The organism is Acetobacter malorum, from assembly GCF_001580615.1.
Taxonomy (GTDB): Bacteria; Pseudomonadota; Alphaproteobacteria; order Acetobacterales; family Acetobacteraceae; genus Acetobacter; species Acetobacter malorum.
The window spans coordinates 37,031-59,807 of record NZ_LHZC01000054.1 but is presented as its reverse complement, the minus strand read 5'-3'; the positions used below and the strand labels follow the sequence as shown (position 1 = coordinate 59,807).

15 protein-coding genes are annotated in these 22,777 nt (G+C 59.9%); 12 read left to right on the top strand and 3 right to left on the bottom strand.

Annotation, left to right across the window (positions count from 1 at the left end; genetic code table 11):
* The first annotated feature begins 25 nt into the window (after window positions 1–25).
* Both mutS and AD930_RS12010 read left to right on the top strand, forming a co-directional pair.
* On the top strand, window positions 26–2,674 hold the full coding sequence (mutS, locus tag AD930_RS12015) for a DNA mismatch repair protein MutS (RefSeq protein ID WP_061506443.1): 2,649 nt from the start codon (window positions 26–28) through the stop codon (window positions 2,672–2,674).
* 47 nt (window positions 2,675–2,721) lie between these two features.
* Complete coding sequence (locus AD930_RS12010; protein WP_061491431.1) at window positions 2,722–5,682, top strand: [protein-PII] uridylyltransferase; 2,961 nt, start codon at window positions 2,722–2,724, stop codon at window positions 5,680–5,682.
* A 26-nt stretch (window positions 5,683–5,708) separates the two neighbouring features.
* On the opposite strand, the gene AD930_RS12005 is transcribed toward AD930_RS12010, so the two are convergent.
* Window positions 5,709–6,593 carry an NUDIX hydrolase gene (locus tag AD930_RS12005; RefSeq protein WP_043550627.1) on the bottom strand — a complete coding sequence of 295 codons (885 nt, stop codon included), beginning with the start codon at window positions 6,591–6,593 and terminating at the stop codon, window positions 5,709–5,711.
* Window positions 6,594–6,721: 128 nt separating this feature from the next.
* On the opposite strand from AD930_RS12005, the gene AD930_RS12000 reads away from it, so the two are divergent.
* The 5 genes from AD930_RS12000 (at window position 6,722) to AD930_RS17905 (ending at window position 11,898) form a co-directional block, all read left to right on the top strand.
* Window positions 6,722–8,548 carry an ABCB family ABC transporter ATP-binding protein/permease gene (locus AD930_RS12000; protein ID WP_061506442.1) on the top strand — a complete coding sequence of 609 codons (1,827 nt, stop codon included), beginning with the start codon at window positions 6,722–6,724 and terminating at the stop codon, window positions 8,546–8,548.
* A gap of 92 nt (window positions 8,549–8,640) precedes the next feature.
* Window positions 8,641–8,943: a hypothetical protein gene (locus AD930_RS11995; RefSeq protein WP_061506562.1), complete on the top strand. Its 303-nt coding sequence runs from the start codon at window positions 8,641–8,643 to the stop codon at window positions 8,941–8,943.
* A gap of 114 nt (window positions 8,944–9,057) precedes the next feature.
* On the top strand, window positions 9,058–9,363 hold the full coding sequence (gene rpmB / locus AD930_RS11990) for a 50S ribosomal protein L28 (RefSeq protein ID WP_043550631.1): 306 nt from the start codon (window positions 9,058–9,060) through the stop codon (window positions 9,361–9,363).
* Window positions 9,364–9,578: 215 nt separating this feature from the next.
* Window positions 9,579–11,666: an elongation factor G gene (gene fusA, locus AD930_RS11985; RefSeq protein WP_043550633.1), complete on the top strand. Its 2,088-nt coding sequence runs from the start codon at window positions 9,579–9,581 to the stop codon at window positions 11,664–11,666.
* 88 nt (window positions 11,667–11,754) lie between these two features.
* Window positions 11,755–11,898: a hypothetical protein gene (locus tag AD930_RS17905; RefSeq protein ID WP_156477059.1), complete on the top strand. Its 144-nt coding sequence runs from the start codon at window positions 11,755–11,757 to the stop codon at window positions 11,896–11,898.
* A gap of 228 nt (window positions 11,899–12,126) precedes the next feature.
* Here AD930_RS17905 and AD930_RS11980 read toward each other — a convergent pair whose 3' ends face one another.
* Window positions 12,127–14,286, bottom strand: coding sequence for an AsmA family protein (locus AD930_RS11980; protein WP_061506441.1), 2,160 nt, complete (start codon window positions 14,284–14,286; stop codon window positions 12,127–12,129).
* Window positions 14,287–14,427: 141 nt separating this feature from the next.
* Window positions 14,428–17,217, bottom strand: coding sequence for a phosphoenolpyruvate carboxylase (locus AD930_RS11975; RefSeq protein ID WP_061506440.1), 2,790 nt, complete (start codon window positions 17,215–17,217; stop codon window positions 14,428–14,430).
* 131 nt (window positions 17,218–17,348) lie between these two features.
* Here AD930_RS11975 and AD930_RS11970 point away from each other — a divergent pair, with 131 nt between their 5' ends.
* From AD930_RS11970 to sufD, 5 genes are all read left to right on the top strand, one after another.
* Window positions 17,349–18,647: a DUF445 domain-containing protein gene (locus AD930_RS11970; protein ID WP_061491471.1), complete on the top strand. Its 1,299-nt coding sequence runs from the start codon at window positions 17,349–17,351 to the stop codon at window positions 18,645–18,647.
* A gap of 105 nt (window positions 18,648–18,752) precedes the next feature.
* The gene (locus AD930_RS11965; RefSeq protein ID WP_043550641.1) at window positions 18,753–19,217 is read left to right on the top strand and encodes an SUF system Fe-S cluster assembly regulator; all 465 of its coding nucleotides are present in this window, start codon (window positions 18,753–18,755) and stop codon (window positions 19,215–19,217) included.
* Between the two features lie 3 nt (window positions 19,218–19,220).
* Complete coding sequence (sufB, locus tag AD930_RS11960) at window positions 19,221–20,711, top strand: Fe-S cluster assembly protein SufB (RefSeq protein WP_043550642.1); 1,491 nt, start codon at window positions 19,221–19,223, stop codon at window positions 20,709–20,711.
* Window positions 20,712–20,724: 13 nt separating this feature from the next.
* Entirely contained in the window at window positions 20,725–21,501 is a 777-nt protein-coding gene (gene sufC / locus AD930_RS11955) for a Fe-S cluster assembly ATPase SufC (protein ID WP_061506439.1), read from the top strand.
* The gene (sufD, locus tag AD930_RS11950; RefSeq protein ID WP_061506438.1) at window positions 21,498–22,775 is read left to right on the top strand and encodes a Fe-S cluster assembly protein SufD; all 1,278 of its coding nucleotides are present in this window, start codon (window positions 21,498–21,500) and stop codon (window positions 22,773–22,775) included. Before sufC ends, sufD begins: the two co-directional genes overlap by 4 nt.
* Window positions 22,776–22,777 lie beyond the last annotated feature (2 nt).

Genomic DNA, 22,777 nt, shown 5'->3' with positions numbered 1-22,777 from the left:
CGGGTGACGCCCGTATGATAAGGAAATGACGCGTTATTCTCCTGAGGGTGCCACCCCCGCCATGGCGCAATGGTTTGCGCTGAAGGCCGAAAATCCTGAAGCCCTGCTGTTTTTCCGCATGGGCGATTTTTACGAGCTGTTTTTTGACGATGCCACGGCCGCCGCCGCAGCGCTGGATATTGCGCTGACGGCGCGAGGCAGCCACGCGGGTGACCCCATTCCCATGTGCGGCGTGCCAGTGGGTGCGGCCTCCGCTTATCTGGCCCGGCTGATCCGCCGGGGATTTCGGGTAGCGGTTGCAGAGCAGACGGAAGCACCGCGTAAAGGCAAAGGGGCTGCCAAAGGTCCTCTGGCGCGTGCCGTGGTGCGGGTGGTGACACCGGGAACCCTGACAGAAGATGAATTGCTGGAGCCGGGACGCTCCAACCTGCTGCTCGCTTTGGCGGAAGAAACGACCGGGGGCCGTGGCCGGAAAAGCAAACAGGCAGAAGCCGCGAGCATGATCGGGGCGGCGTGGATTGATGTCTCCACCGGCCTGTTTGAAACAGCCCGCGTCACACAGGCCTCATTGGCTGCATTACTGGGGCGTCTGGATCCTGCGGAAATTCTGGCTCCGGCTGCTATGGCGCTGGGCGAACATGAGTCCGCGCGTGCGCCCGAGGTGCTGTTTCCTAATGTAGAGACGGCGCGCCAGCGTCTGGCGGCAGCGTTTGACGTCGCCAGTGTGGATGCGTTCGGCACCTTTACGGATGAAGAAGCCGTCGCGGCGTCTGTGGCGGTAGACTACGTGCAGCGCAGTCAGGCCGGAAAGCTGCCGCGTCTGGCGCACCCCAGCCCGCAGATGGAAGGCGGTATTCTGGGGATTGACCCCGCCACCCGCGCCAGTCTGGACATTCTGCGCGCGCGGGACGGCGGGACAGAACACACCCTGTTCTCTGCCATGAACCAGACCGTAACCTCCGCCGGGGCGCGTATGGTGGCCGAATGGCTGGCAGCACCACTGACGGATCCGGCGCGCATTGCCGCCCGGCAGGATGGCTGGTGCTGGCTGCGCGAATCGCCCAGTTGCAGTGCCGCCCTGCGTGATGCGCTGAAGCGTGCGCCGGATATTGCCCGTGCGCTGGGCCGTCTTTCTCTGGGGCGCGGGCAGCCGCGCGATCTGGCCGCCGTGCGTGATGGACTGCATGCCGCACGCGCTGCTGCGGCAGCTTTGGGGGACGACCACACAGCCTTGCCGCCTTATCTGGCGCGTGCGGCTGCCAGCCTTGGCGCTGCGCCGGAACTGGAAGCCGAACTGGTGCGGGCTGTGGCGGACGATCTGCCTGCCCGTCTGGATGATGGCGGCGTGATTGCCGCTGGTTATGATGGTGAGCTGGATGGCTATCGCGGTCTGCGAGACAATTCCCGGCGCATCGTGGCCGGATTGCAGACCGAGTATGCCAGCCGATTCGGCGTGGCGAGCCTGAAGATCAAACACCACGCCCAGCTTGGGTACGTGATTGAAGTGCCGGTTGCCGCCAGTGCCCGTATCAAGGACCGGGATGACCTGATGTTCCGGCAGGGCACGGCCAGCAATGCCCGTTTCTCTACGGAAGAGCTTTCCTCACTGGATGCCCGGATTGCCGAGGCTGCGGAACGTGCTGCCGCGCGTGAAAAAGCGGTGTTTAACGCACTGGTTGAGCGGATTCTGGCGGAAGAAACACTGCCGGTTCTGGCGCGGGCTCTGGCGGTTCTGGACGTGTTGCAGTCCTGCGCCCTGCTGGCCGCCGGCGGAAGCTGGTGCCGCCCTGTGGTGACGGATGATGCTGCTTTTGTGCTGGAAGGCTGTCGCCATCCGGTGGTGGAAGCCGCGCTCCCCAAAGGCACGCGCTTTACGCCAAACGGGTGTGACCTTTCAGCCGGCCGGCGGGTGATGCTGCTCACCGGGCCGAACATGGCCGGTAAATCCACCTTCCTGCGGCAGACGGCGCTGGCCGTGCTGCTGGCGCAGGGTGGCTTTCCTGTCTCAGCGGATAAAGCGCATATCGGGATTGTGGATCAGCTTTTTTCCCGCGTTGGGGCGTCGGATGATCTGGCGCGCGGTCGCTCCACCTTTATGGTGGAAATGACGGAAACGGCTGCTATTTTGAATCAGGCCGGTCCGCGTTCTCTGGTGGTGGTGGATGAAATCGGGCGTGGCACGGCAACGCTGGATGGTCTGGCCATTGCCTGGGCGGTGCTGGAGGCGTTGCATTCAACAGTGCGCTGCCGTGCAATTTTTGCAACGCACTTCCATGAACTGGCTGGTCTGGTGGATACTCTGCCGCGCCTTTCTCCGCACACTATGGCGGTGCGGGAATGGCGGGGCCAGATTGTCTTTTTGCATGAAGTGCTGGCCGGTTCCGCCAAGAAAAGCTGGGGTGTGCATGTGGCGAAGCTGGCCGGTGTGCCACCTTCAGTCGTAGATCGGGCAGGGCGTTTGTTGCGTGAACTGGAGCGTGACCATGCGACCGGGCCGAAGCCTTTGCCGCTGTTCGACACGCAGAAGATATTACCGCAAGAAGACGAAAATACGTTAAGAAAGCGACTGTTAGAGGTAGATCCGGATGCCCTGACACCGCGTGCCGCGCTGGACATTCTGTATGAGCTTCACAAGGAAGCAGTGCGGGAAGACGAATGTCCGGCCCAGAGTTGAAACCGGGTTCTTTATCAGACGACCCTCAGGAGCAGATTCCGACCGCAATGTCGATTTCCCCCGCACATGCTGCCTCCGAGCAGCCCGATGTTTCCGCCCTTGCATCCCTCACCCCGGAGGGGCTTGCCGCCTGCCTTGCGCGGGAGTTGAGGGACGCCACGCCGGCAGATGCCACCATCCCGGAGCGGGACGAGGCCGTGGCTATTTTCCGCCGCCATCTTGGCCGGTATCAGGCGGATATCCGCAGTCGGTTTGAAACGCATGTGCTCAAAGGCGCCAAGGCAGCCAAGCAGATTGCGGCGTTCACGGATGTTATGCTGCGCGGCATTATCGATCTGGCATTGCGCGCCACGGGCACGGCGGAAGGTGTCGGGCAGATCGGGGAGGGCGCTCCTGCCGTCGGGCGGCTGGTTGTGGCGGCAACGGGTGGTTACGGGCGCGGCCTGCTGGCCCCGTTCAGCGATATTGATCTGCTGTTTCTGACCGAGGAAGAAAACGTTCAGAGCGCCCACCGTCTGGTGGAATATGTGCTCTATTTTCTGTGGGACCTGGGCCTGAAAGTCGGCCACGCGACCCGCACGATCAATGAATGTATTGAAGAAGCCCGAAAGGACACCACAGTCCGCACGGCGCTGCTCGATGCCCGCCTGCTGGCCGGGGATGCGGCCCTGTTTGCCATGTTCGAGGCCCGCTATATTGTGGCCTGCGTGGAAGCCGGGGCTGCGGGCTTTATTCAGGACAAGCGGCGGGAACGTCTGGAACGGCATCGCCGGTTTGGAGACAGCCCCTATCTGGTTGAGCCCAATATAAAAGAAGGGCGCGGCGGCCTGCGGGATTTGCAGACGCTCTACTGGATGTGCCGCAACACCTTCGGCACCCGTCACGTCATGGACCTTCTGGCGCCGGAATTTATCTGGATGGGCCTGCTGACCGAGCAGGAAGCAGCGCGTGCCCGCCGGTCATGGGACTTCCTGTGGACGGTGCGCCTGCATCTGCATTACGTCGCAGGGCGCGCGGAAGAACGGCTGACGTTCGATATGCAGCCCGTTATTGGCGCGCGCATGGGCTACACCCGGCATGGCCGCCAGAATGGTGTGGAACGCTTCATGCGCCACTACTTCCTGACGGCGCGTGAAGTTATGCGACTGACACACGTGCTGGAACCTGCGGTGCTGCGGCAGGCGCAGGGGCCGGTGGCGATCGCCGCCAAGCCGGACGAGGCCATGCGGGAAGCAGGCTTTACGCTGGTTGACGGGCAGATCCTGCCGGAACGCGGGATTTCGTTCGATCAGGAACCCATCAAGATGATGCAGTATCTGGACTGGGCGCGGATGCGCCGCCGGCCATTGCATCCCTTGGGGCGGCATCAGCTTATCCGGTGGGAACGTCGGGCCATGGCCCTGCGTGATAACCCGGAAGCGGCCCGTATTTTTCTGGATCTGCTTTGTGGGGAAACAGAACCGAAGGATCTTCCGCCGCGTCGTCGGCGTGAGACCCACGCGGCAGGGGATGAGGCAGGAACGCCTCTGTTGCGGGATGCTACCTATGAGCAGCAGACCCCTCCCGGCCACGCGCACTGGCTGCATATTCTGAACGAGACGGGCATTTTCGGGCGGCTGATCCCGGACTGGGCGCGGATTGTCGGCCAGATGCAGTTTGATACCTATCACGTGTTCACGGTTGATGAGCATACGATAGAAGCCATCCGCATCATGGATGAGGTCACGTCCGGCCGCATGGCGGATGAAATTCCGGTGGCCTATGAACTTGTTAAAGGCCTGCATTCCCGCCGGGCGCTCTATATGGCGGTGCTGCTGCACGATGTCGCCAAAGGGCGCGGGGGCGATCATTCGGAAATCGGGTCTGAAATTGCCGCTGACCTGTGCCCCAGACTGGGCATGTCGGGCGAGGAGACGGAAACGGTTTCCTGGCTGGTGCTGCATCATCTGCTGCTGAGCCACACGGCCTTCCAGCGCGATATTGATGACCCCAAAACCATTCTGGATGTGGCGGACATCGTTCAGTCTCCGGAACGCCTGCGTCTGCTGCTGCTGCTGACCATTGTCGATATGCGTGCTGTCAGCTCCCGCGTGTGGAACGCATGGAAGGCCACGCTGCTGCGTGAGCTTTATGTGCGGGTTGCGGAAGTGCTGGCGGGTGGCCTCGCCACCACGGAGCGTGACGTGCGTGTGCGGCACGCTAAGGAAATCACGTCCGAAATTCTGGCCGAAGATGGTGTCGCTCCGCAGGACATCGACCGTTTTCTGGGGCTGGGTTATGCGGGCTACTGGCTCTCCTTCGACCATGAAACCCACAAGCGCCATGCTCGCCTGATCCGGGATGCGGATGGGCGCGATGCCCCGCTGACGGTGGAAGTGCTGCCGCTGCCAGCGCGTGGGGTGACGGAAGTCACGGTTTATACGGTCGACGTGCCGGGTCTGTTCTCCAAAATTGCCGGAGCTCTGGCGCTGGCCGGGGCCTCCATTGTCGATGCCCGGATTCACACCATGATGCACGGCATGGCGCTGGATACGTTCTGGATTCAGGACACTGCTGGCAGCGCGTATGAAGAAACGCATCGTCTGGCGCGGCTGTGTTCACTGATTGAGCAGGCGCTGAGCGGCCAGATTGATATCGGGGCGGAAATTGCGCAGGCCGGGTTCGGACACATGCCCATGCGGATGCGGGCCATTCATGTGCCGCCGCGTGTGGTGATTGATAACGGGGCGTCCAATACCTACACGGTCATCGAAATCAACGGGCGTGACCGGCCCGGCCTGCTGCATGACGTGACAGCGGCCATGAGCGAGGAAAACCTTCAGATCGCCTCCGCGCACATCACCACCTACGGGGTGCGGGCCGTGGACGTGTTCTACGTGAAGGATCTCTTCGGCCTGAAAATTACCGACAAGAAGCGTCTGGAAGAAATCCGGGAACGCCTGCTGACCGGCATGAAGGAAGCTGAGGCCGAAGCCAAAGCCCTGCTGGACGCCCGCATTTCAGCCTGAGGCCGGAATGCGGGGCCTGCCGTGCCTCAGGGGGCGGCAGGTGCCAGAGCGGCTTTATGGCCGGGGCTGGCGGCCGAGAGGCCCTGTGTCAGCCCATCTCGCAACTGGCGGCCTTCGGCTGACTGCGGGTCAATCAGGCCGTTGCGCAGGAACAGGTCAATCAGCACAAGATTGACGTTGAATTTGAACTCGTCCGTATCCCGCACAAGTTTGTAAACCTCGCCAAGCGGCATCAGGTGGAAGGATTCCACTTCGCCGTCTGCCGCGACGGGTGAGAAGCTTTCGGGCAGGAACAGGTCGTAGCAATACAGAATGTCGCGTCGCAGCCCTTCTGGCCGGTCCAGCGCATAAACAATGCGGCCGACCTGATGTGCCTGTGAGGCCAAGTCTTCCTGAATGCTGGCTTCTTCCGCAGCTTCCTTCAGCAGGGCTTCCCACGGCGTATGGCCAGCTGGAACGCCACCTGCAACCAGATGGTCCAGCTTGCTCGGGTCCAGCCGCTTGTTGGCGGCTCTGCGGCCTGTCCACAGGTAAAGCCCATCAGGCTTCCGCACCAGACCGTTCAGATGCACGCCAGCGGCGACCAGACCGAACAAGGGTAGGGCGCCACGGTCAATGCGGGCCAGCACGGGCTGGTCTACATCGGCCATCACATCAAACAGTTCATGATGAGAGCGATAAACGCCTTCCCGCGCCAGCTCTTCTCCCAGCGGTTCCAGATCCGCCGGGTTGGGCAGAGCAAAGCCCTGTGCGCGGGAGCCTAGGCCCCGCTGTTCCAGCGCGTCTGTCAGGTCCGGGGCAATCCATCCTGCGGCCTTGCCGCCCAGAGAAAACGGAAAGCGCGCACCCGGCACGACGGCGGTGTTGCATTGCCTGAGATGACGAAGAAAAGGCGTATCGTCCGACGGCATCGGAAAATCCAGTCGTGCTTGAATGAGACCATAAACGCACAAGGCGTATGTGTTTATCCGGCGTATGCAGGGGAGAGGCAAGGTGCCTCGGGGTTGCAAAATTGTGGAGGCGTGTCACATGCGAAGGTATGTCTCCACGTAATCGTTCTCCGTCCGGGCCGCTAAAACAGCCGGCTTCGGTCACGCTTTCCCGTCTTCTCCCGTATCTCTGGCCGCGTGAAAACAGCGGGCTGAGGTGGCGCGTCATTCTGGTGCTTCTGGTGCTGGTGGGGGGAGAGCTCGCAACACTGGCTGTGCCGATGGCTTACAGTCGGGTGGTGGATCGGCTCTCGCACCCCGGTAGTCTGGCTATGGCCCCGGTCGCCCTTATTCTGGGCTACGGGCTGATAAGGCTGGTCTCCGCCGCTCTCACCAACCTGAGGGATTCCCTGTTCGCCCCTGTCAGGTTCCGGGTTGCGCGGCAGGCGGCGTTCCGCAGCTTTCAGCACATGCACAAGCTTTCCCTGCGGTTCCATCTGGACCGCCGGACAGGGGGCGTCACACGGGCCATAGAACGTGGCACGGAGGGCGTTGAAACCCTGCTGCGCATGGGTATGTCCATCTCGCCCACAATCTTGCAGGCTCTGCTGGTCGTTGTGGTCATCTGGCGGGTGTTTGACTGGCGCTATGTGAGCCTGATGGTGCTGATGATTGCCACCTATATCGGCTTTACCGTGATGTTTACCTCATGGCGGCTGGGCATCCGCCGGCGGATGAATGAGACCAATACCGAGGCAAGCGGCAAGGCGCTGGATAGCCTGCTGAATTACGAGACGGTCAAATATTTCGGCAACGAGGCCCATGAGGCCACGCGCTATGACAACGCACAGGCCCGCTATGAGCAGGCAGCCCGGAAAACCCAGTATTCTCTGGGGCTGCTCAACTTCGGGCAGGCCGCCATTATTGCCGTGGCGCTCACGCTGATCATGCTGCTTGCCGGGCGGGATGTTGAGGCCGGGCGCATCAGTGTTGGCCAGTTCGTCATGATCAACACCTATCTGCTCCAGCTTTACGGGCCGCTGAATTTTCTGGGGTCTGTCTATTCCGCCATCCGCACGGCCATGGTGGATCTGGAGCAGATGTTCGGTTTGATTGAAGAGAATGTGGAAGTGGCGGACCCGGAAAATCCGCTGCCGATTGCCACCCGCCTTGCGGAGTCCGCTCCGGCGCAGGTGGAGTTCCGGGATGTCCGGTTTGGCTACGGGCCGGAGCGTGAAATTCTGCACGGCGTCAGCTTTGTGGCGGCTCCGGGCAAAAAGGTCGCCATTGTCGGCTCGACCGGGGCCGGAAAGTCCACCATCAGCCGCCTGCTGTTTCGGTTTTATGATGTCTGGTCCGGTGCGGTGCTGGTGGATGGACATAACGTGCGGGACTACCGCCAGAAGGACCTGCGGGCGGCTATTGGCGTAGTGCCGCAGGATACCGTGCTGTTTAACGAGACCATTGGCTACAACATCGCCTACGGGCGTCTGGGGGCCTCTCCGGCAGATGTGGAGCAGGCAGCCCGGCTGGCGCAGATTCATGATTTTATCATGTCTCTGCCAGATGGATACCAGACACAGGTGGGGGAACGTGGCCTGAAGTTGTCAGGTGGGGAAAAGCAGCGCGTTGCGATTGCCCGAACACTTTTAAAAGACCCTCGCGTTCTTGTGCTTGACGAGGCCACAAGCGCGTTGGACACACATACGGAACAAGAGATTCAGGCGGCTTTGAAAGCTGTCTCTGCCTCCCGCACGACGCTGGTGATTGCACACCGCCTGTCCACCATTGTGGATGCGGACGAAATTCTGGTGATGGGTCAGGGGCGTGTGCTGGAACGCGGCACGCATGAGGCTCTGCTGGCGTCTGGCGGCCAGTATGCCGCCATGTGGGCAGCCCAGGGGGCGGAAGGAATTGCAGAACGGATTGCCGGGTAGGGGAGCACCCCGCCTGTCAGGCTGTTCTGGCGAATCGGATACAGCATCGGCCTTCCAGCTGGTGCCTGAGAAACTGAAGGAAGATGAAACGCATGACGGATAAAGCTGGAAACACGCCCGCAGAAACCACATCGGAAGAGATGCCGGGCGTGCCGGAAGATCTGGCCCGCTGCGCCATGGTTATTGAAAGTGCCATGGAGCATCTGCTCAAGGAGAATCACCCGCCGCTGGCCATTGCCTCAGCGCTGCTGGGCGGTTCTCTGGGTCTGCTGGCCCGCAGCATGGATAAGGAGACCATCCTGCATATTCTCGACTCCGCAGCAAACAGCGTGCGTACGGGCGAGATTCATGCTGCAACACAGGCACAGACCGACCCGGAAAGTGAGAAAGCCTGAGGTCAACCCTTGACGGAAGGCGCTTGCTCAGCCATAAGCCGCGCCAATCCTGAATGTGGTCGCCGGGCAAATTGTCTCGGCCCTCTGTTTGATACCTAAGACAAGGATGAGACAATGTCCCGTCGCTGCCAGATTACCGGCAAAGGCGTTCTGACCGGAAACAACGTCAGTCACGCCAACAACAAAAGCCGTCGCCGTTTCCTGCCCAACCTGCAGGAAGCATCCCTGATGTCCGACATCCTGGGCGCTCCCGTGCACATGCGCGTCAGCACCCGTGGCCTGCGCACCATTGAACACAATGGTGGCCTCGATGCCTTCCTGATCAGCACGCCTAACCGCAAGCTGCCGGAAGAAGCTCAGGTCGTGAAGCGCCGCGTTCTGCGCGCTCAGGCTAAAAAACAGGCTGCCGCTGGCGCCTGATTCAGGGGTTTCCTAACTGCGGTGGATCCGGGCCGGTCATAAACTGACGGTCCGGATTTGCTGTGCAGGTGTCTGGCAGGGTGTCAGGCACTTTCGTCTATCGGCCGGTTTCCGGCAGCCGGGCTTCCTGAATTTAAATAGGATCAGCACGGTGTTCGGTAGCCACAGGCGCGAAGGGTTTCCTGTCGCGCCTGACCTGTTTTCTGGAGGTTTTCGTGTCCGCCAAATCCGAACTTTCGAAGATCCGCAATATCGGGATCACCGCGCATATTGACGCGGGCAAGACAACCACGACCGAGCGTATCCTGTATTATACCGGCGTATCTCACAAAATTGGTGAAGTGCACGACGGTAACACCACGACCGACTACATGGCGCAGGAACGTGAGCGTGGTATTACCATTACCTCCGCTGCTGTGACCTGCGTGTGGAACGACCACCGCATCAACATCATCGACACCCCCGGACACATCGACTTCAACATCGAAGTGAACCGCTCCCTGCGCGTGCTCGATGGCGCCGTGTTCATCATTGAAGGTGTGGCCGGTGTTCAGCCGCAGTCCGAAACCAACTGGCGTCTGGCTGACCGCTACAAGGTTCCGCGTATCATCTTCATCAACAAGCTCGACCGTACCGGCGCGAACTTCTACCGTGCATTCGACACGCTGAAGGAAAAGCTGGACATCGTTGCGATCCCGCTGCAGCTGCCGATCGGCGCTGAAGACCAGTTCCTGGGCGTGGTTGATCTGATCGAGATGAAAGCAATCGTCTGGGAAGGCGGTGAGCTGGGCGCGAAGTTCCATGATGAGGAAATTCCGGCCGATCTGAAGGAAAAGGCTGCTGAAGCCCGCCAGAACCTGCTCGACACCGCTCTGGCTGTCGATGACAAGGCGATGGAAGAATACTTCGAAAACGGCGATGTCTCCATCGAGACGCTGAAGCGCTGCATCAAGAAGGGCACCATCTCTGGTGAGTTCCGCCCGGTTCTGTGTGGCACGGCCTTCAAGAACAAAGGCGTTCAGCCGCTGCTCGACGCGGTGATCGACTATCTGCCGGCTCCTGATGACGTTGAAGGCATTCGTTGCGCTCCGCCGGAAGGTGAAGAAGAAGACGAATCCGCTCAGCCCATTATCCCGGTTGACCCCGATGGTAAGTTCGCTGGTCTGGCCTTTAAGATCATCAACGACAAATACGGCACGCTGACCTTCGTGCGCGTCTATCGTGGTGTGCTGAAGACCGGTGATACCGTGCTGAACACCACGAAGGGCCACAAGGAACGTATCGGCCGTATCTACCAGATGCATGCTGACAAGCGTGAAGAACTGACGGAAGTTCATGCTGGTGATATTGCTGCGTTCGTGGGTCTGAAAGACTCTCAGACGGGTGATACGCTGGCTGATGCGGCTGATCCGGTTGTTCTGGAGCGTATGAGCTTCCCGATCCCGGTTATCGACATCTCCGTTGAGCCGAAAACCAAAGACGGCGTGGAAAAGATGACGCTGGCTCTGCAGAAGCTGGCCAGTGAAGATCCTTCCCTGCAGCTGAAGACGGATCAGGAAACGGGTCAGACCATTCTGTCCGGCATGGGCGAACTGCACCTCGACATCATCATCGACCGTCTGCGTCGTGAATATGGTGTGGATGCAAACGTCGGTGCGCCGCAGGTGGCCTATCGTGAAACGATCTCCAAGCCGCATACGGAAACCTACACGCATAAAAAGCAGTCCGGTGGTTCCGGTCAGTTCGCAGAAGTGAAAATTTCTTTCGAGCCGCTTGAGCGGAACGAAGACATCCACTTCGAGAACAAGGTCGTTGGCGGCACCGTGCCGAAGGAATACATTCCTGCGGTCGAAAAAGGTATCCGTATGCAGGCCTCTACCGGCGTGCTGGCAGGCTTCCCGACCGTCGACTTCAAGTTCACGCTGCTTGACGGTAAGTACCATGACGTTGACTCGTCCGCTCTGGCGTTCGAAATCGCGGCTAAGGCTTGCTTCCGTGAAGGTATGAAACAGGCTGGTCCGGTTATTCTGGAACCGATCATGGACGTGGAAGTAACCACCCCGAACGATCACGTTGGTGACGTTGTGGGTGATATCAACCGTCGTCGTGGTATGATCCAGAGCCAGGAAACCTCTGGTTCCACGGTTATGGTTCGCTCTCATGTGCCGCTGAAAGAAATGTTCGGTTACATTTCTCACCTGCGTTCCATGACGAAGGGCCGTGCCTCCTTCACCATGCAGTTCCATCACTACGACCCCGTGCCGCGCAACGTGGCAGAAGAGATCATGGCTCAGTCCAAATAAGCCATCCTCTCCGGGATTATCTTCGGATACAGAAAAGCCGCCTCATCACGAGGCGGCTTTTTTTTGTGTTTACAGGGCAGGGGAGGTATTGCCCGATCTGGCACTGGCACTGGCACTGGCACTGGCACTGGCACTGGCACTGGCACTGGCACTGGCACTGGCACTGGCACTGGCACTGGACTGGTATGTGAAATTTGTAGTGTGCCAGCATGAGCATGAGCATGAGGTGTGACAGCTGACACGGAAGCGGAAGGCTGCCTAAGTAGAAGTCGGGGTTTTCGCCAATAGTCACCACGAGCGGAACGAAGGCCTACAGAGAAGGCTCCACGTTCAGGCTTTCAAACAACCTGAGGCTGTGCGGAACATCATATCTTTGATGGAAAAATATAAGCCGCGCTGAGAGGCGACCGGGAGGGCAAGGGCAGGCAACCGGGCGTGCGTGCCCGATTGCCTGATGCTGTTAGTTCTTGCCTTGTTTTTTTAGTTTGGCATCCCACGCGGCCCGGACTTCCGCCGGGGTCATGCGGCCTTCATGCGGTTTGGGGGCAGATGCTTTGCCGGATGTCTTTTTAGGGTTGCTTGTGGCGTGAGGCTTGCTGGCCGGGGCCACGCTGCTTTTAGTGCCGACGGCGTGGGAGAGGGAGCCCGGCGCAATGCCGGCAGCCGGGTTGTCATTCACGGCCTGCACGGCGCGGGCGCAGCGGGAATCATCCCCCACACCAAGCTGAATGGTGGGCAGAAGAGCCAGCGGTGGGAACACAAACCCCAGTCCTGCGGCGGCGGCTGCACGCCCCAGAATTTCCGCACCGGGCAGCACCGTAGGCGATTTGATGGCCCCGGTAATATTGAAGGCGCCCGGCAGGGACGCAATGGTCGGGTTCTGGGCACGGGTGGTCAGAGAGTAATCCAGCGTATTGGTTTTGAAGTTGATCGTGCCGCGTCCCAGCGTGCGGGCCTCACCGGTTTCCAGCAGCAGGGTGTTGGTGGAGACAATGCCGTTTTTCAGGGGCATGTCCGCAATAAAGCATTTGATGTCTGTATGAGAGGGCAGGCCGAGTGCTGTCAGGATGGCGTTGCCCAGTTGCAGCCCCATAATATTTGGCAGGATGGCGGTAATATCGCCCCCCTGATCCAGCACTAGTGTGAGGCCACCATTCCCCGCAGCCATAAGGCTGGCAATGGAATTCCCTTTGGCCTTCAGCGTCATGTGGCCGCCGATAATGCCGCGTGCTTTGGAATTGGTTGTCGCCTGCATGACGCGGGCCAGATCAATGCGCGCAAAATCAATACGGGCGTTTGTATCAAACAGGGAGCCATCCGGCTTGAGCGTTGCAGAACTCGCCAGCGTGCCATGGCCAACGGCAAAGTTCAGACGTTTGAGATCAATCGCACCATTGGTGATGAAAAACTCGGTGTCGATGTTATCAAGCGGCAACTGCTTATTTTCGATATGCGCCCCATGATACGTGACATGAGCATTGATGGCGTTCAGGCGCGGAATATTGATCGGCGTATCCGGCAGGACCGTCTTGTTTTTGGCATCCTGCTTTTTCTCAGCCGCAGTTTTTGTTGGTTTGGCACCAATAAAGCCACCCAGATCCACCAGATTAACTTGCCGGGAATGGAGGTCGGCCTGAACGTTCATGGGCTTCTGGTGTGGGTCCAGTTCAATGGTGCCGCCAATGTCACTGGTGCCCATTTTGCCTTCAAAATCTTTGAAGAGGATGTGGTTCTGGCTGTAATCCAGATTGCCGATAATGCTGTAGGCAGGGGTGCGGGGAATGGGCACACCGGTCAGCGGGTAGAGCAGGGACATATCCGGCCCGGCAAAATGCAGCTTGAGGTGGGCCCCCGCAAAACTCATCGGGTGGACCACATCGCCTTTCAGAGTCGCCGTGGTGGGGCCATTCTGCACGGTAAGGTCCACAGGGTAGGGTTCTTTGTCGGCCACAAAGGACAGCAGTGCGCCGCCAATAAAGCGAGCAGTAATAGGCTGCTGCGCGTAACGCCCCTTGGCTTGCAGATGCAGGGTGCCGCGATCATTCCCCTGCGGCGGCGTGGTTTGCACAGCCACCTGCATATCGGCCTGAAGCGGGTCATATTTTACATGCAGGTTGCCGTCGGTAATCCGCAGTTCCCCGATATCCGGCAGGCTGGTTGAGGAGGAAGCATCCTGCTTTGTGGGTGTCTTCGCGGGCTTGCCGTCCTCGGTAAAGGTGTAATTGTTCAGGCTGTTTTTCAGCGCGATAATGTCTGCCGTTGGCTGCTCCAGCGCAATAAGCGGCAGATGCAGCGTGCGGTGCCAGAGATAGGACCAGACATCGACCGAAACGGTCACGCTTTTGGCCTGCGCAAACTGGTCTTTTTCTTTTTCAAAGGTTTTGGGCTGTTCAATCCGCAGGTCATCCACCTTGATGGTGGTGACACGGCCCAGATGCACATGCAGATGGGCAATCGTGGTTTTGCGGTGTAGCAAGGCCGTCGCTTTGGAATTAACCAGAGGCACAAACCAGTCCCACGACCAGAAGAGAATCAGAAGCAGGAGTGCCAGTGCGATACCGCCGAGAATTTTCAGGATGGGATGCCTGACGCGTTGTGTGTCCGGGGTCGTGGTGGTCATAAGGACACACTCCGTTGTTCTGGGTTCAGTAAAAATCTGGGCATAAAATGCTTCGTCGTCCGTGTCAGTCCTGCAAGACTGAACGTCAGCCCGGAGAGTTTGGTTCCGGGCTAAGCATTCATGGTGGAGTTGCGCCTCCGTTTAGCCAAATGCGCCAATGTCATGCATGACGCCGACACTGATCTCACGGAGCAGGGCGAACATCTGCTGCATGGGCACAAAGATTTCCCGGTGCTCCCGCTCGTAAATGCCCTGCTCACGCGGGCCACGGGGTTCATAGAAATCAAGGTTGGAGGCAACGGTGCCTGATGGGAAAATATGCACCATTTCTTTGAGCACAGCCGGAATTTCCAGACGCAGAATCTGCTGCATCATCACATCCCGGTTAAAGCCCCCGCGCGGCATGAAGAAGGGAATGCGGCACGCCAGAATCCAGATGCGCTCAATTAAGGCCACCCGAATGGCATGCAACGCGCGGTTGAGCGGCGCGCCATGCGGGGCGTCCTCCCATGCTTCCCGCAGGGCCAGATGGTCTGCCTGAATGCGGCGGAACATGGTGCGCAGGTCTGCTGAAAGGTTCAGTTTTTCCAGATCCTGCATCAGGGTGAGGAAGGCCGCCCGGCGTGGCGCTTTGGGTTCCGCTGTGGCGCGGTCCAGCCAGTAGCTGGGGTCCAGCAGATTGATGACGGATTGCAGAACCCGGTCATCTGAGCTGGTCAAGGCATGGCGGGCAAAATCCAGAGCGCGATGGAAGCGCGGGCTGGAGGTGTTGAAGCTTTCAAACGTCTCCGGGTGTCGGCGCGCAGCGGCTCCCAGCCCTTGCAGGGTGTTGGCACACCAGCCGAGTTGCTGAAGAATCGCATTGTTGGGAATGGCGCGCAGCTGGCCCGGATGGGTCAGGCGGGTGCTGGTGGCGGCCTCCGCACTCTGGCGCGCTGGCGGGCGGGAGCCGGTGCGGTCAATCAGCGCCGGACCAAATGCACCAAGCAGGGCGGCGTAACCGGGGTCTTCCACCAGAGCCTGCATGCCTTCGGAAATGCTGGAGAAGAAATCAGCCGAAAAGACCGGCTGCTCGTAAACCGGGTCACCTTCCTGATGCAGTGGGTTGAACAGGTTTTCCGCAATGGTAGCGAGAGTCGCGCCCGCCAGATGCGGGGTGCCGAACAGCAGGTAGCCGTCCCCGCCCTGAAAGGCCGTTTCCTCCCGGCAGGCAATGCCGGTGTTGGCAAATTCGGTCCTTACATGAGTGGGGGAAAGGTAGCTCAGCCGCCCGGCCATACGAAATGGATGCGCGCCGCGGCCAATGCTCTCGCCATGCGTATCAAAGAAAATGACCGTCACGTTCTGCAGGTTCCAGCGGACCAGCAGGTCATGAATTTTCAGGCGCAGGCGCTCGATAAGATAGGTGGCAGCCAGCTGGCCGACATAGCGGCCGGAATCGGAATAGCCGAACTGGAAGCTGATGCGCCCGGTGCGCTGCACATAGGCCCGCCATGTGGGGGAGCGCAGGGCCTCTTCCACAATGCGGTCACCGTTGCTCAGGGCGTCTTCTGTTTCAAACAGGGGAGAGATTTCCACCTTGTCCGCCACGCCGTAGTGCAGGGCTGCCCAGAGGGCTGCCAGCAGAGTGTAACCGGTTTCCGTTTCGGCAATCAGAAAGCGGACGGGGGTCTGGTTATCGATGTGTTTGGTCATCTGGGCGACCGTCATCATCAGGCGGCCTGCCGTAGACGGGTCTCCCATCAGCGCGCCGAAATCAACCGGCACGGGCTGCACGCTTTCCAGTGCTTCATTCAGGCGGTTGAGCAGGGCACGCCGGTGGGCCGGATTGGCCGGGTCATCCGGAATATCGAGCTTCTGCCGGACAAAGTTATGAATTTGCGTGGCGTTCAGCCGCACATGTGTGTGGGCCAGCGCCAGACCATGCGCCATGAAACCCGCGCGTGCCACGGCCAGCGGGAGCTGTGCAGCAGGAGGCGCGGCTTGTAAGGCGGCGTCCAGATCATCCGCCAGATCATCCGCATTCAGCAGGGCTGTCGCGTGTTGATTCACCAGCGCGTCTGCAAATCGGGCGACGGCTTCGGCATCCGGGCCGGTCGGCGTGGCGCTGATCTGGGTTTTGACGCAGGCAATGGCTTTGTGCAGCCGGTCCGTCAGAGCCGGGGCCAGAGCGCCAGAGGCACTGATCTGCTGGTCCAGACGTTCCAGCTGGAACAGCTTCATGCGCAGGCGCAGGCGCAGCGTGTCCCACCAGCCGATATCCGTGCGGCCATCCGTATCATACCCCACCCAGCTGGTGGCGATGACCGGTCGCGGAATGATGGACGTCCACGCCTCCGGCCAGTGCTGCTGGGCGGTTTCTAAAAGCGCGCCATTCAGCTGGTCCATGGCGTCTCGCGCCCGGATGATGGCCTGCGTGGCGAGGGTGAATTCCTCTTCCAGCGTGGGCGGGCCGTCGCGGCGGTGCGTTTCAAAAGACGGAGCCTCGTCCGGCAAAACATCCTCGGACGCACAGTCGGCCAGCGCCGCATACACCGGGTTGCTAAGCGCAAACGTAGGGTGCGCCGTAAAAACAGCGGCAAAGCGCACGGGGCTGACGGCGTCCTGAAAGGCTTCCGGCGTGGGGGCAGGCAGGGAGGCAATGACGCGCTCAGCAACAGCAGACAGCCGTTTGGCGGTAGTCGTCTCTTCCGCTCCGCCAACATAACGATGCAGGCGTCTGGCACGACGCAGGAAGGCGGAATCCCGAAGGGTCTGCACCAGCGCGGTGACATCCGGGAGCGAGAGGTCACCGTCTTCCAGCGCATCTTCAAGCTGCCGGGCGGTGCAGAGAACCGGATTCACGCCTTCGACCGGCAGCAGGGCTTCTTTGTCCTGCAGGATCGGTGCAAAAATGGTCTGAAGTTTGGGCGGAAGAGTAGAAAAATCCATTATTGCACCTCGCTCAGGGTTCGCAGTACGGCGGGGGGAAGGGGAAGACGTTACAGTTTCATGTCTGCTCTTTCGCTGCAACACACTCACGCACACTTGGGGGGCGAGAGTGGGAGTGCTATTCAGATACTATGACGTCATACCCTGAAAGTGACGGCGATCTCGCCGCCCGGAAGACCCTCAAACGCTACCAGCGCGCTGCAACCGGCTTGCTGGTGGGCATGGGAGGGCTGACTGTTGTGGGCTACGCGGCCCCCGCTGCCGGATGGGTGAAGGATGGCTTCTGGCTGGAAATGCTGCGGGCCGGGGCACGCGCTGGTGTTGTAGGCGGTCTGGCAGACTGGTTTGCCGTGGTTGCTCTGTTCCGCCACCCCATGGGTTTGCCGATTCCCCACACGGCTATTCTGCCTGCCCAGAAAGAGCGGCTGGGCCGGGCGCTGGGGCGCTTTGTATCCGGGCAGGTCTTTACGGAAAAAGAAATTGCCCGTGTGCTGGAGCAGGTGGATATCCCCACCTTTCTGGCCAACATGCTGGATGACCCGGCGACGCGGGAGACACTGACGCGCTCCGTTCTGGCCTCCATGCCCAAAATGCTGGACCGGCTAGAAGATGGGCGGGCCAGCGGGGCTATTGGCAAGATTTTCCCGCGCTTGCTGGGCAACAGCAATCTGGCCCCCATTGTGGCGAGGGCTCTGCGCAGCCTTGTGGATGATGACCGGCATCAGGAAGTGCTGTCCTTTCTGCTTAGCCAGATCAAAGACGGCTTGCAGGCCAGAGAAGGCGCTCTGCGCGACATGATTGAAGAGCGTGTGCGCGAACAGGGCGGTCGTTTGCTTGGCTGGGCCATAGGCGGCTCTATCGCTACGCGGGTTCTGATGGCCGCCAGCAAAGAGCTGGAGCGGGTCGATCCGCAGAATTCCACCCTGCGTGAAGGCTTTACCACCTGGGTACGCTCCCAGATTGACCGTATTGAAACGGACCCGGAACGCGGCAGCGATATCTCTCAGGCCATCATGGGCGTGCTCTCACATGAAAGTGTTGTGAGCTGGTGGGCCGATATCTGGCAGCGCTTCCGGCGTCTGGTGGAAGCGGATGTGGAAGATCCGGATGGTCGTATCGCCTCTCTGGTAGAAGAAGGGCTGACCCATATTACCGCACAACTGCGGGAAGACCCGGTCATGCGGCAACGGATTATGGCCAGCGTGGACAAGGCAACCGTCAAGGCTCTGCCGTTTGTGCGGGAGCGGATGGCGGATTTCATCGCCCGCGTCGTGGCAGGATGGGACGCGGTGCAGATTGCGGAAAAACTGGAACTGCGCGTGGGGAAGGACCTGCAATATGTCCGCTTCAACGGCACGCTGGTTGGCTTTGGCGTAGGGGCGTTGCTGTTTGCCGTCCTGCGGCTCCTGTTTGGGTTGAACGCCCAGTAAGACCGCCGGGGCAGCTATGCTGCTTTTGGGTTGACCTTTGGCCCGCTTCGCCCCATGTGTCTGAAACAGGACCTGACTGGTCTCCAATCACCTGATGGCAGGATAATGCTGAAACTTTCCCGTCTGGCGGACTATGCGGTTGTCATACTTGTCAATCTTGGCGAGCAGGATGGTGTGGTCACATCACCCGCCCTTGCAGCCGAGACCGGTGTGCCGGAACCGACTGTCGCGAAAATTCTTAAGGTTTTATCCGCTCATAAGTTTGTGCTGTCCCAGCGGGGTGCCAAAGGCGGCTACCGGCTGGCCCGTCCGCTGGCTGATATTTCTGTCGCCAGCGTTATTACGGCAGTGGATGGCAAGATTGCGCTGACAGCCTGTGTGGATGGTGGAGAGTGTGATACCGGCGTGTCCTGCGGCATGTGCGGCAGCTGGGATACCATCAACAAAGCCATTCGGGACACGTTGGAAGGTATTTCTCTGGAGATCATGCGCCAGAAGAGCGCATGCGGTGCAGTCATGACGAAGAGAAACGCGCTGATGAGCGCCAGCACGAGACGCGAAGGGGCTTGAACAATGCCAGCAGTCACCGAAACGCGTGAAGCAGTCGAAAAACTCGGTCAGTCTTCCTACAAATGGGGCTTCGAGACGGACATTGATATGGACGTCGCCCCCAAGGGGCTGAACGAAGATACCATTCGCCTGATTTCCGCCAGAAAAGAGGAGCCGGAATGGCTTCTGGAATGGCGGCTGGCGGCCTATCGCGCGTGGCTGAAAACCACAGAGCCTGAATGGGCCAAGGTGTCCTACCCGCCGATTGATTATCAGGACCTGCACTACTACGCAGCACCCAAGAAAAAGCCCGGCCCGAAGTCCCTTGAAGAAGTGGACCCGGAACTGCTGCGCACCTACGAAAAGCTGGGCATTCCGCTGCATGAGCAGGCGATGCTGGCCGGGGTGGAACTGCCGGAAGGTGAAACCGCCCGTCCGCCCGTGGCCGTTGATGCTGTGTTTGACAGTGTTTCCGTTGTCACCACCTTCCGCAAAACGCTGGAAGAAGCGGGCGTAATCTTCTGCCCTATTTCTGAAGCCGTGCGGGATTACCCGGATCTGGTCCGCAAGTATTTGGGCAGTGTGGTGCCGGCAGGCGATAACTTCTACGCCGCCCTCAACTCTGCCGTGTTTACCGATGGCTCCTTTGTGTTCGTGCCCAAAGGCGTGCGCTGCCCGATGGAGCTTTCCACCTATTTCCGTATCAATGCCAAAAATACCGGGCAGTTTGAACGGACGCTGATCGTGGTGGAAGACGGTGCTTCCGTTTCCTACCTCGAAGGCTGCACGGCCCCCATGCGGGACGAAAACCAGCTGCATGCGGCCGTGGTGGAACTGGTGGCGATGGAAGATGCCTCCATCAAATATTCCACGGTGCAGAACTGGTATCCGGGCGATGAGAATGGCCGCGGCGGGATCTATAACTTCGTGACCAAGCGCGGCGCATGCCGTGGCGCACGTTCCAAGATCTCCTGGACGCAGGTGGAAACCGGCTCTGCCATCACATGGAAATACCCGTCCTGCATTCTGCAGGGTGAAGGCTCCGTGGGGGAATTCTATTCCGTGGCGGTGACCAACAATCACCAGCAGGCCGATACCGGCACCAAGATGATCCATATCGGGCGGAATACCCGCTCGACCATCATCGCCAAGACCATCAGCGCCGGGCATTCAGACAGCACATATCGCGGTCTGGTGCGTGTGCTGCCTAAGGCCTCCGGTGCCCGAAACTTTACACAGTGCGATAGCCTGCTGATCGGTGATCAGTGTGGCGCGCATACCGTGCCCTATATTGAAAACCGCAATATGGGCGCACGCATTGAACATGAAGCCACCACCTCCAAAATCTCGGAAGACCAGCTGTTCTACTGCCGTCAGCGCGGGCTTTCTGAAGAGGATGCGGTGGGGCTTATCGTCAACGGCTTCTGCCGTGACGTTCTGAAAGAGCTGCCCATGGAGTTTGCCGTGGAAGCTCAGAAATTGTTGCAGATCAGCCTCGAAGGCAGCGTAGGGTAAGGGAGTGCATGACATGACCCAGTTTTTGGATATTTCCGGTCTGTGCGCCCGGATTGATGCTGACGGGCAGGAAAAAGAAATCCTCAAAGGTGTGGATCTCAGCATCCCGCCGGGTGAGGTTCACGCCATTATGGGGCCGAACGGGTCAGGGAAATCCACCCTGTCCTACGTGCTGGCCGGGCGTGAAGATTATGAAGTCACAGCAGGCACTGTAAACTTTCAGGGCAAGGACCTGCTGGAGATGGAACCCGAAGAGCGCGCTGCGGCGGGCCTCTTTCTGGCGTTCCAGTCTCCTATCGAACTGCCGGGCGTGAACAACGCCAACTTCCTGCGCACGGCTGTGAATGCGGTGCGTCGTGCCCGTGGGAAAGACGAGCTGGATGCCGTCACCTTCCTGAAAACAGCCCGTGCTGCGGCCAAGGAACTTTCCATGGCGCCTGACATGCTGAAGCGGAACGTGAACGTCGGCTTCTCAGGTGGTGAGAAGAAGCGCAACGAAGTGCTGCAGATGACGCTCCTTGAGCCATCCTTCGCCATTCTGGACGAAACGGATAGCGGGCTGGACGTGGATGCGCTGCGCATTGTGGCGGAGGGCGTTAACCGTCTGCGCTCCCCCAGCTTCTCCGCGCTGGTCATTACCCATCATCAGCGCCTGCTGGACTATCTGGTGCCGGACCGCATCCATGTGATGGCGAAAGGCCGGATTATCCATTCTGGTGGGCCGGAACTGGCGCAGCAGATCGACCGCGAAGGCTACACCCGGTTCCTGGCGGAGGCTGAGGCGGCGTGAACGCAATCACAAAAGATCGGTCAGACACGCTGGCCCCGTTCGGCACACGCCTGGACGGGGTGACAGACCCGGTGCGCAAGGCAGCGATAGGCGCTTTGCACAGAAGTGGGCTGCCTGACCGCCGTGTAGAAGAATGGCGCTATACCAGCCTCCGTTTTCTGTCGGAAACGCCGCTGGCGGCTCCGGCTGAGGTCTATGACGCCGGGCAGATTCAGGCGCAGCTTGAAAACCTCGGGCTGAGCACTGGCCCGCTGGCGGACCTGCCGCGTCTGGTGTTTGTCAACGGGCGCTATGCTGAGCCGTTTTCCGTGCTGCCTGCGGAGGTTAAGGTCTCTTTCTTCGCAAAGACCCAGACCTTCGGTTCTCTGTCTGCTCCGGATCGTGACCCGCTGACGGCTCTGAACGCTGCTCTGGCGTCTGACGGTGCCCAGTTGCATGTGCCTGCTGGCAAGAACGGCGGCGACGTGCTGCTGGTCTCTCTGGGCCAGACGGATACGCCGGTGTCTTTCCATCCGCGTCATTCTGTCACACTGGATGAAGGTGCGCAGCTGACCCTGATCAGCATTCAGGCGGGGCAGGGGCGTTATCTGCATAACCCGGTGCTGGAAATCAGCGTGGCGGCGGAAGCTAACCTCAAGCATGTCACCCTTCAGACCGAAGGGCAGGATGCGGCATGTCTGGCCACCACCTACGCACAGGTTGCAGAGCGCGGCACGTATGACAGCTTCGTGCTGGGTCTGGGTGCCGCCTTGTCCCGTCAGGAAATTCATGCCCGTCTGGCTGCACCGTTTGCAACTGTGCATGTGAACGGGGCGCAGATGCTGGGCGGTAAGCAGATTGGCGATGTGACCAGTGTCATCACGCATGCAGCACCGGATTGCATCTCGCGCCAGACCGTGCGGAACGTGCTGGATGGCCATGCGCGCGGCGTGTTTCAGGGTAAAGTGTTTGTTGATCGGGTGGCCCAGAAAACCGACGGCTACCAGATGAATCAGGCGTTGCTGCTGTCTGAAAACGCGGAAATTGACGCCAAGCCTGAGCTTGAAATCTACGCGGATGATGTGAAGTGCAGCCATGGTGCTACGGTTGGCGCGCTGGATGACGATCAGCTTTTCTATCTGCGCAGCCGTGGCGTGCCGGATGCGGAAGCGCGGCAGATCCTTATCCATGCGTTTATGGATGAAGCACTGGGTCTGATTGAAGACGAGACGGCCCGCGCACTCTGCACGCAGATGCTGGCCCGGTCTTTCCCGGTTGCAGGAGAAAGTGCATGAGC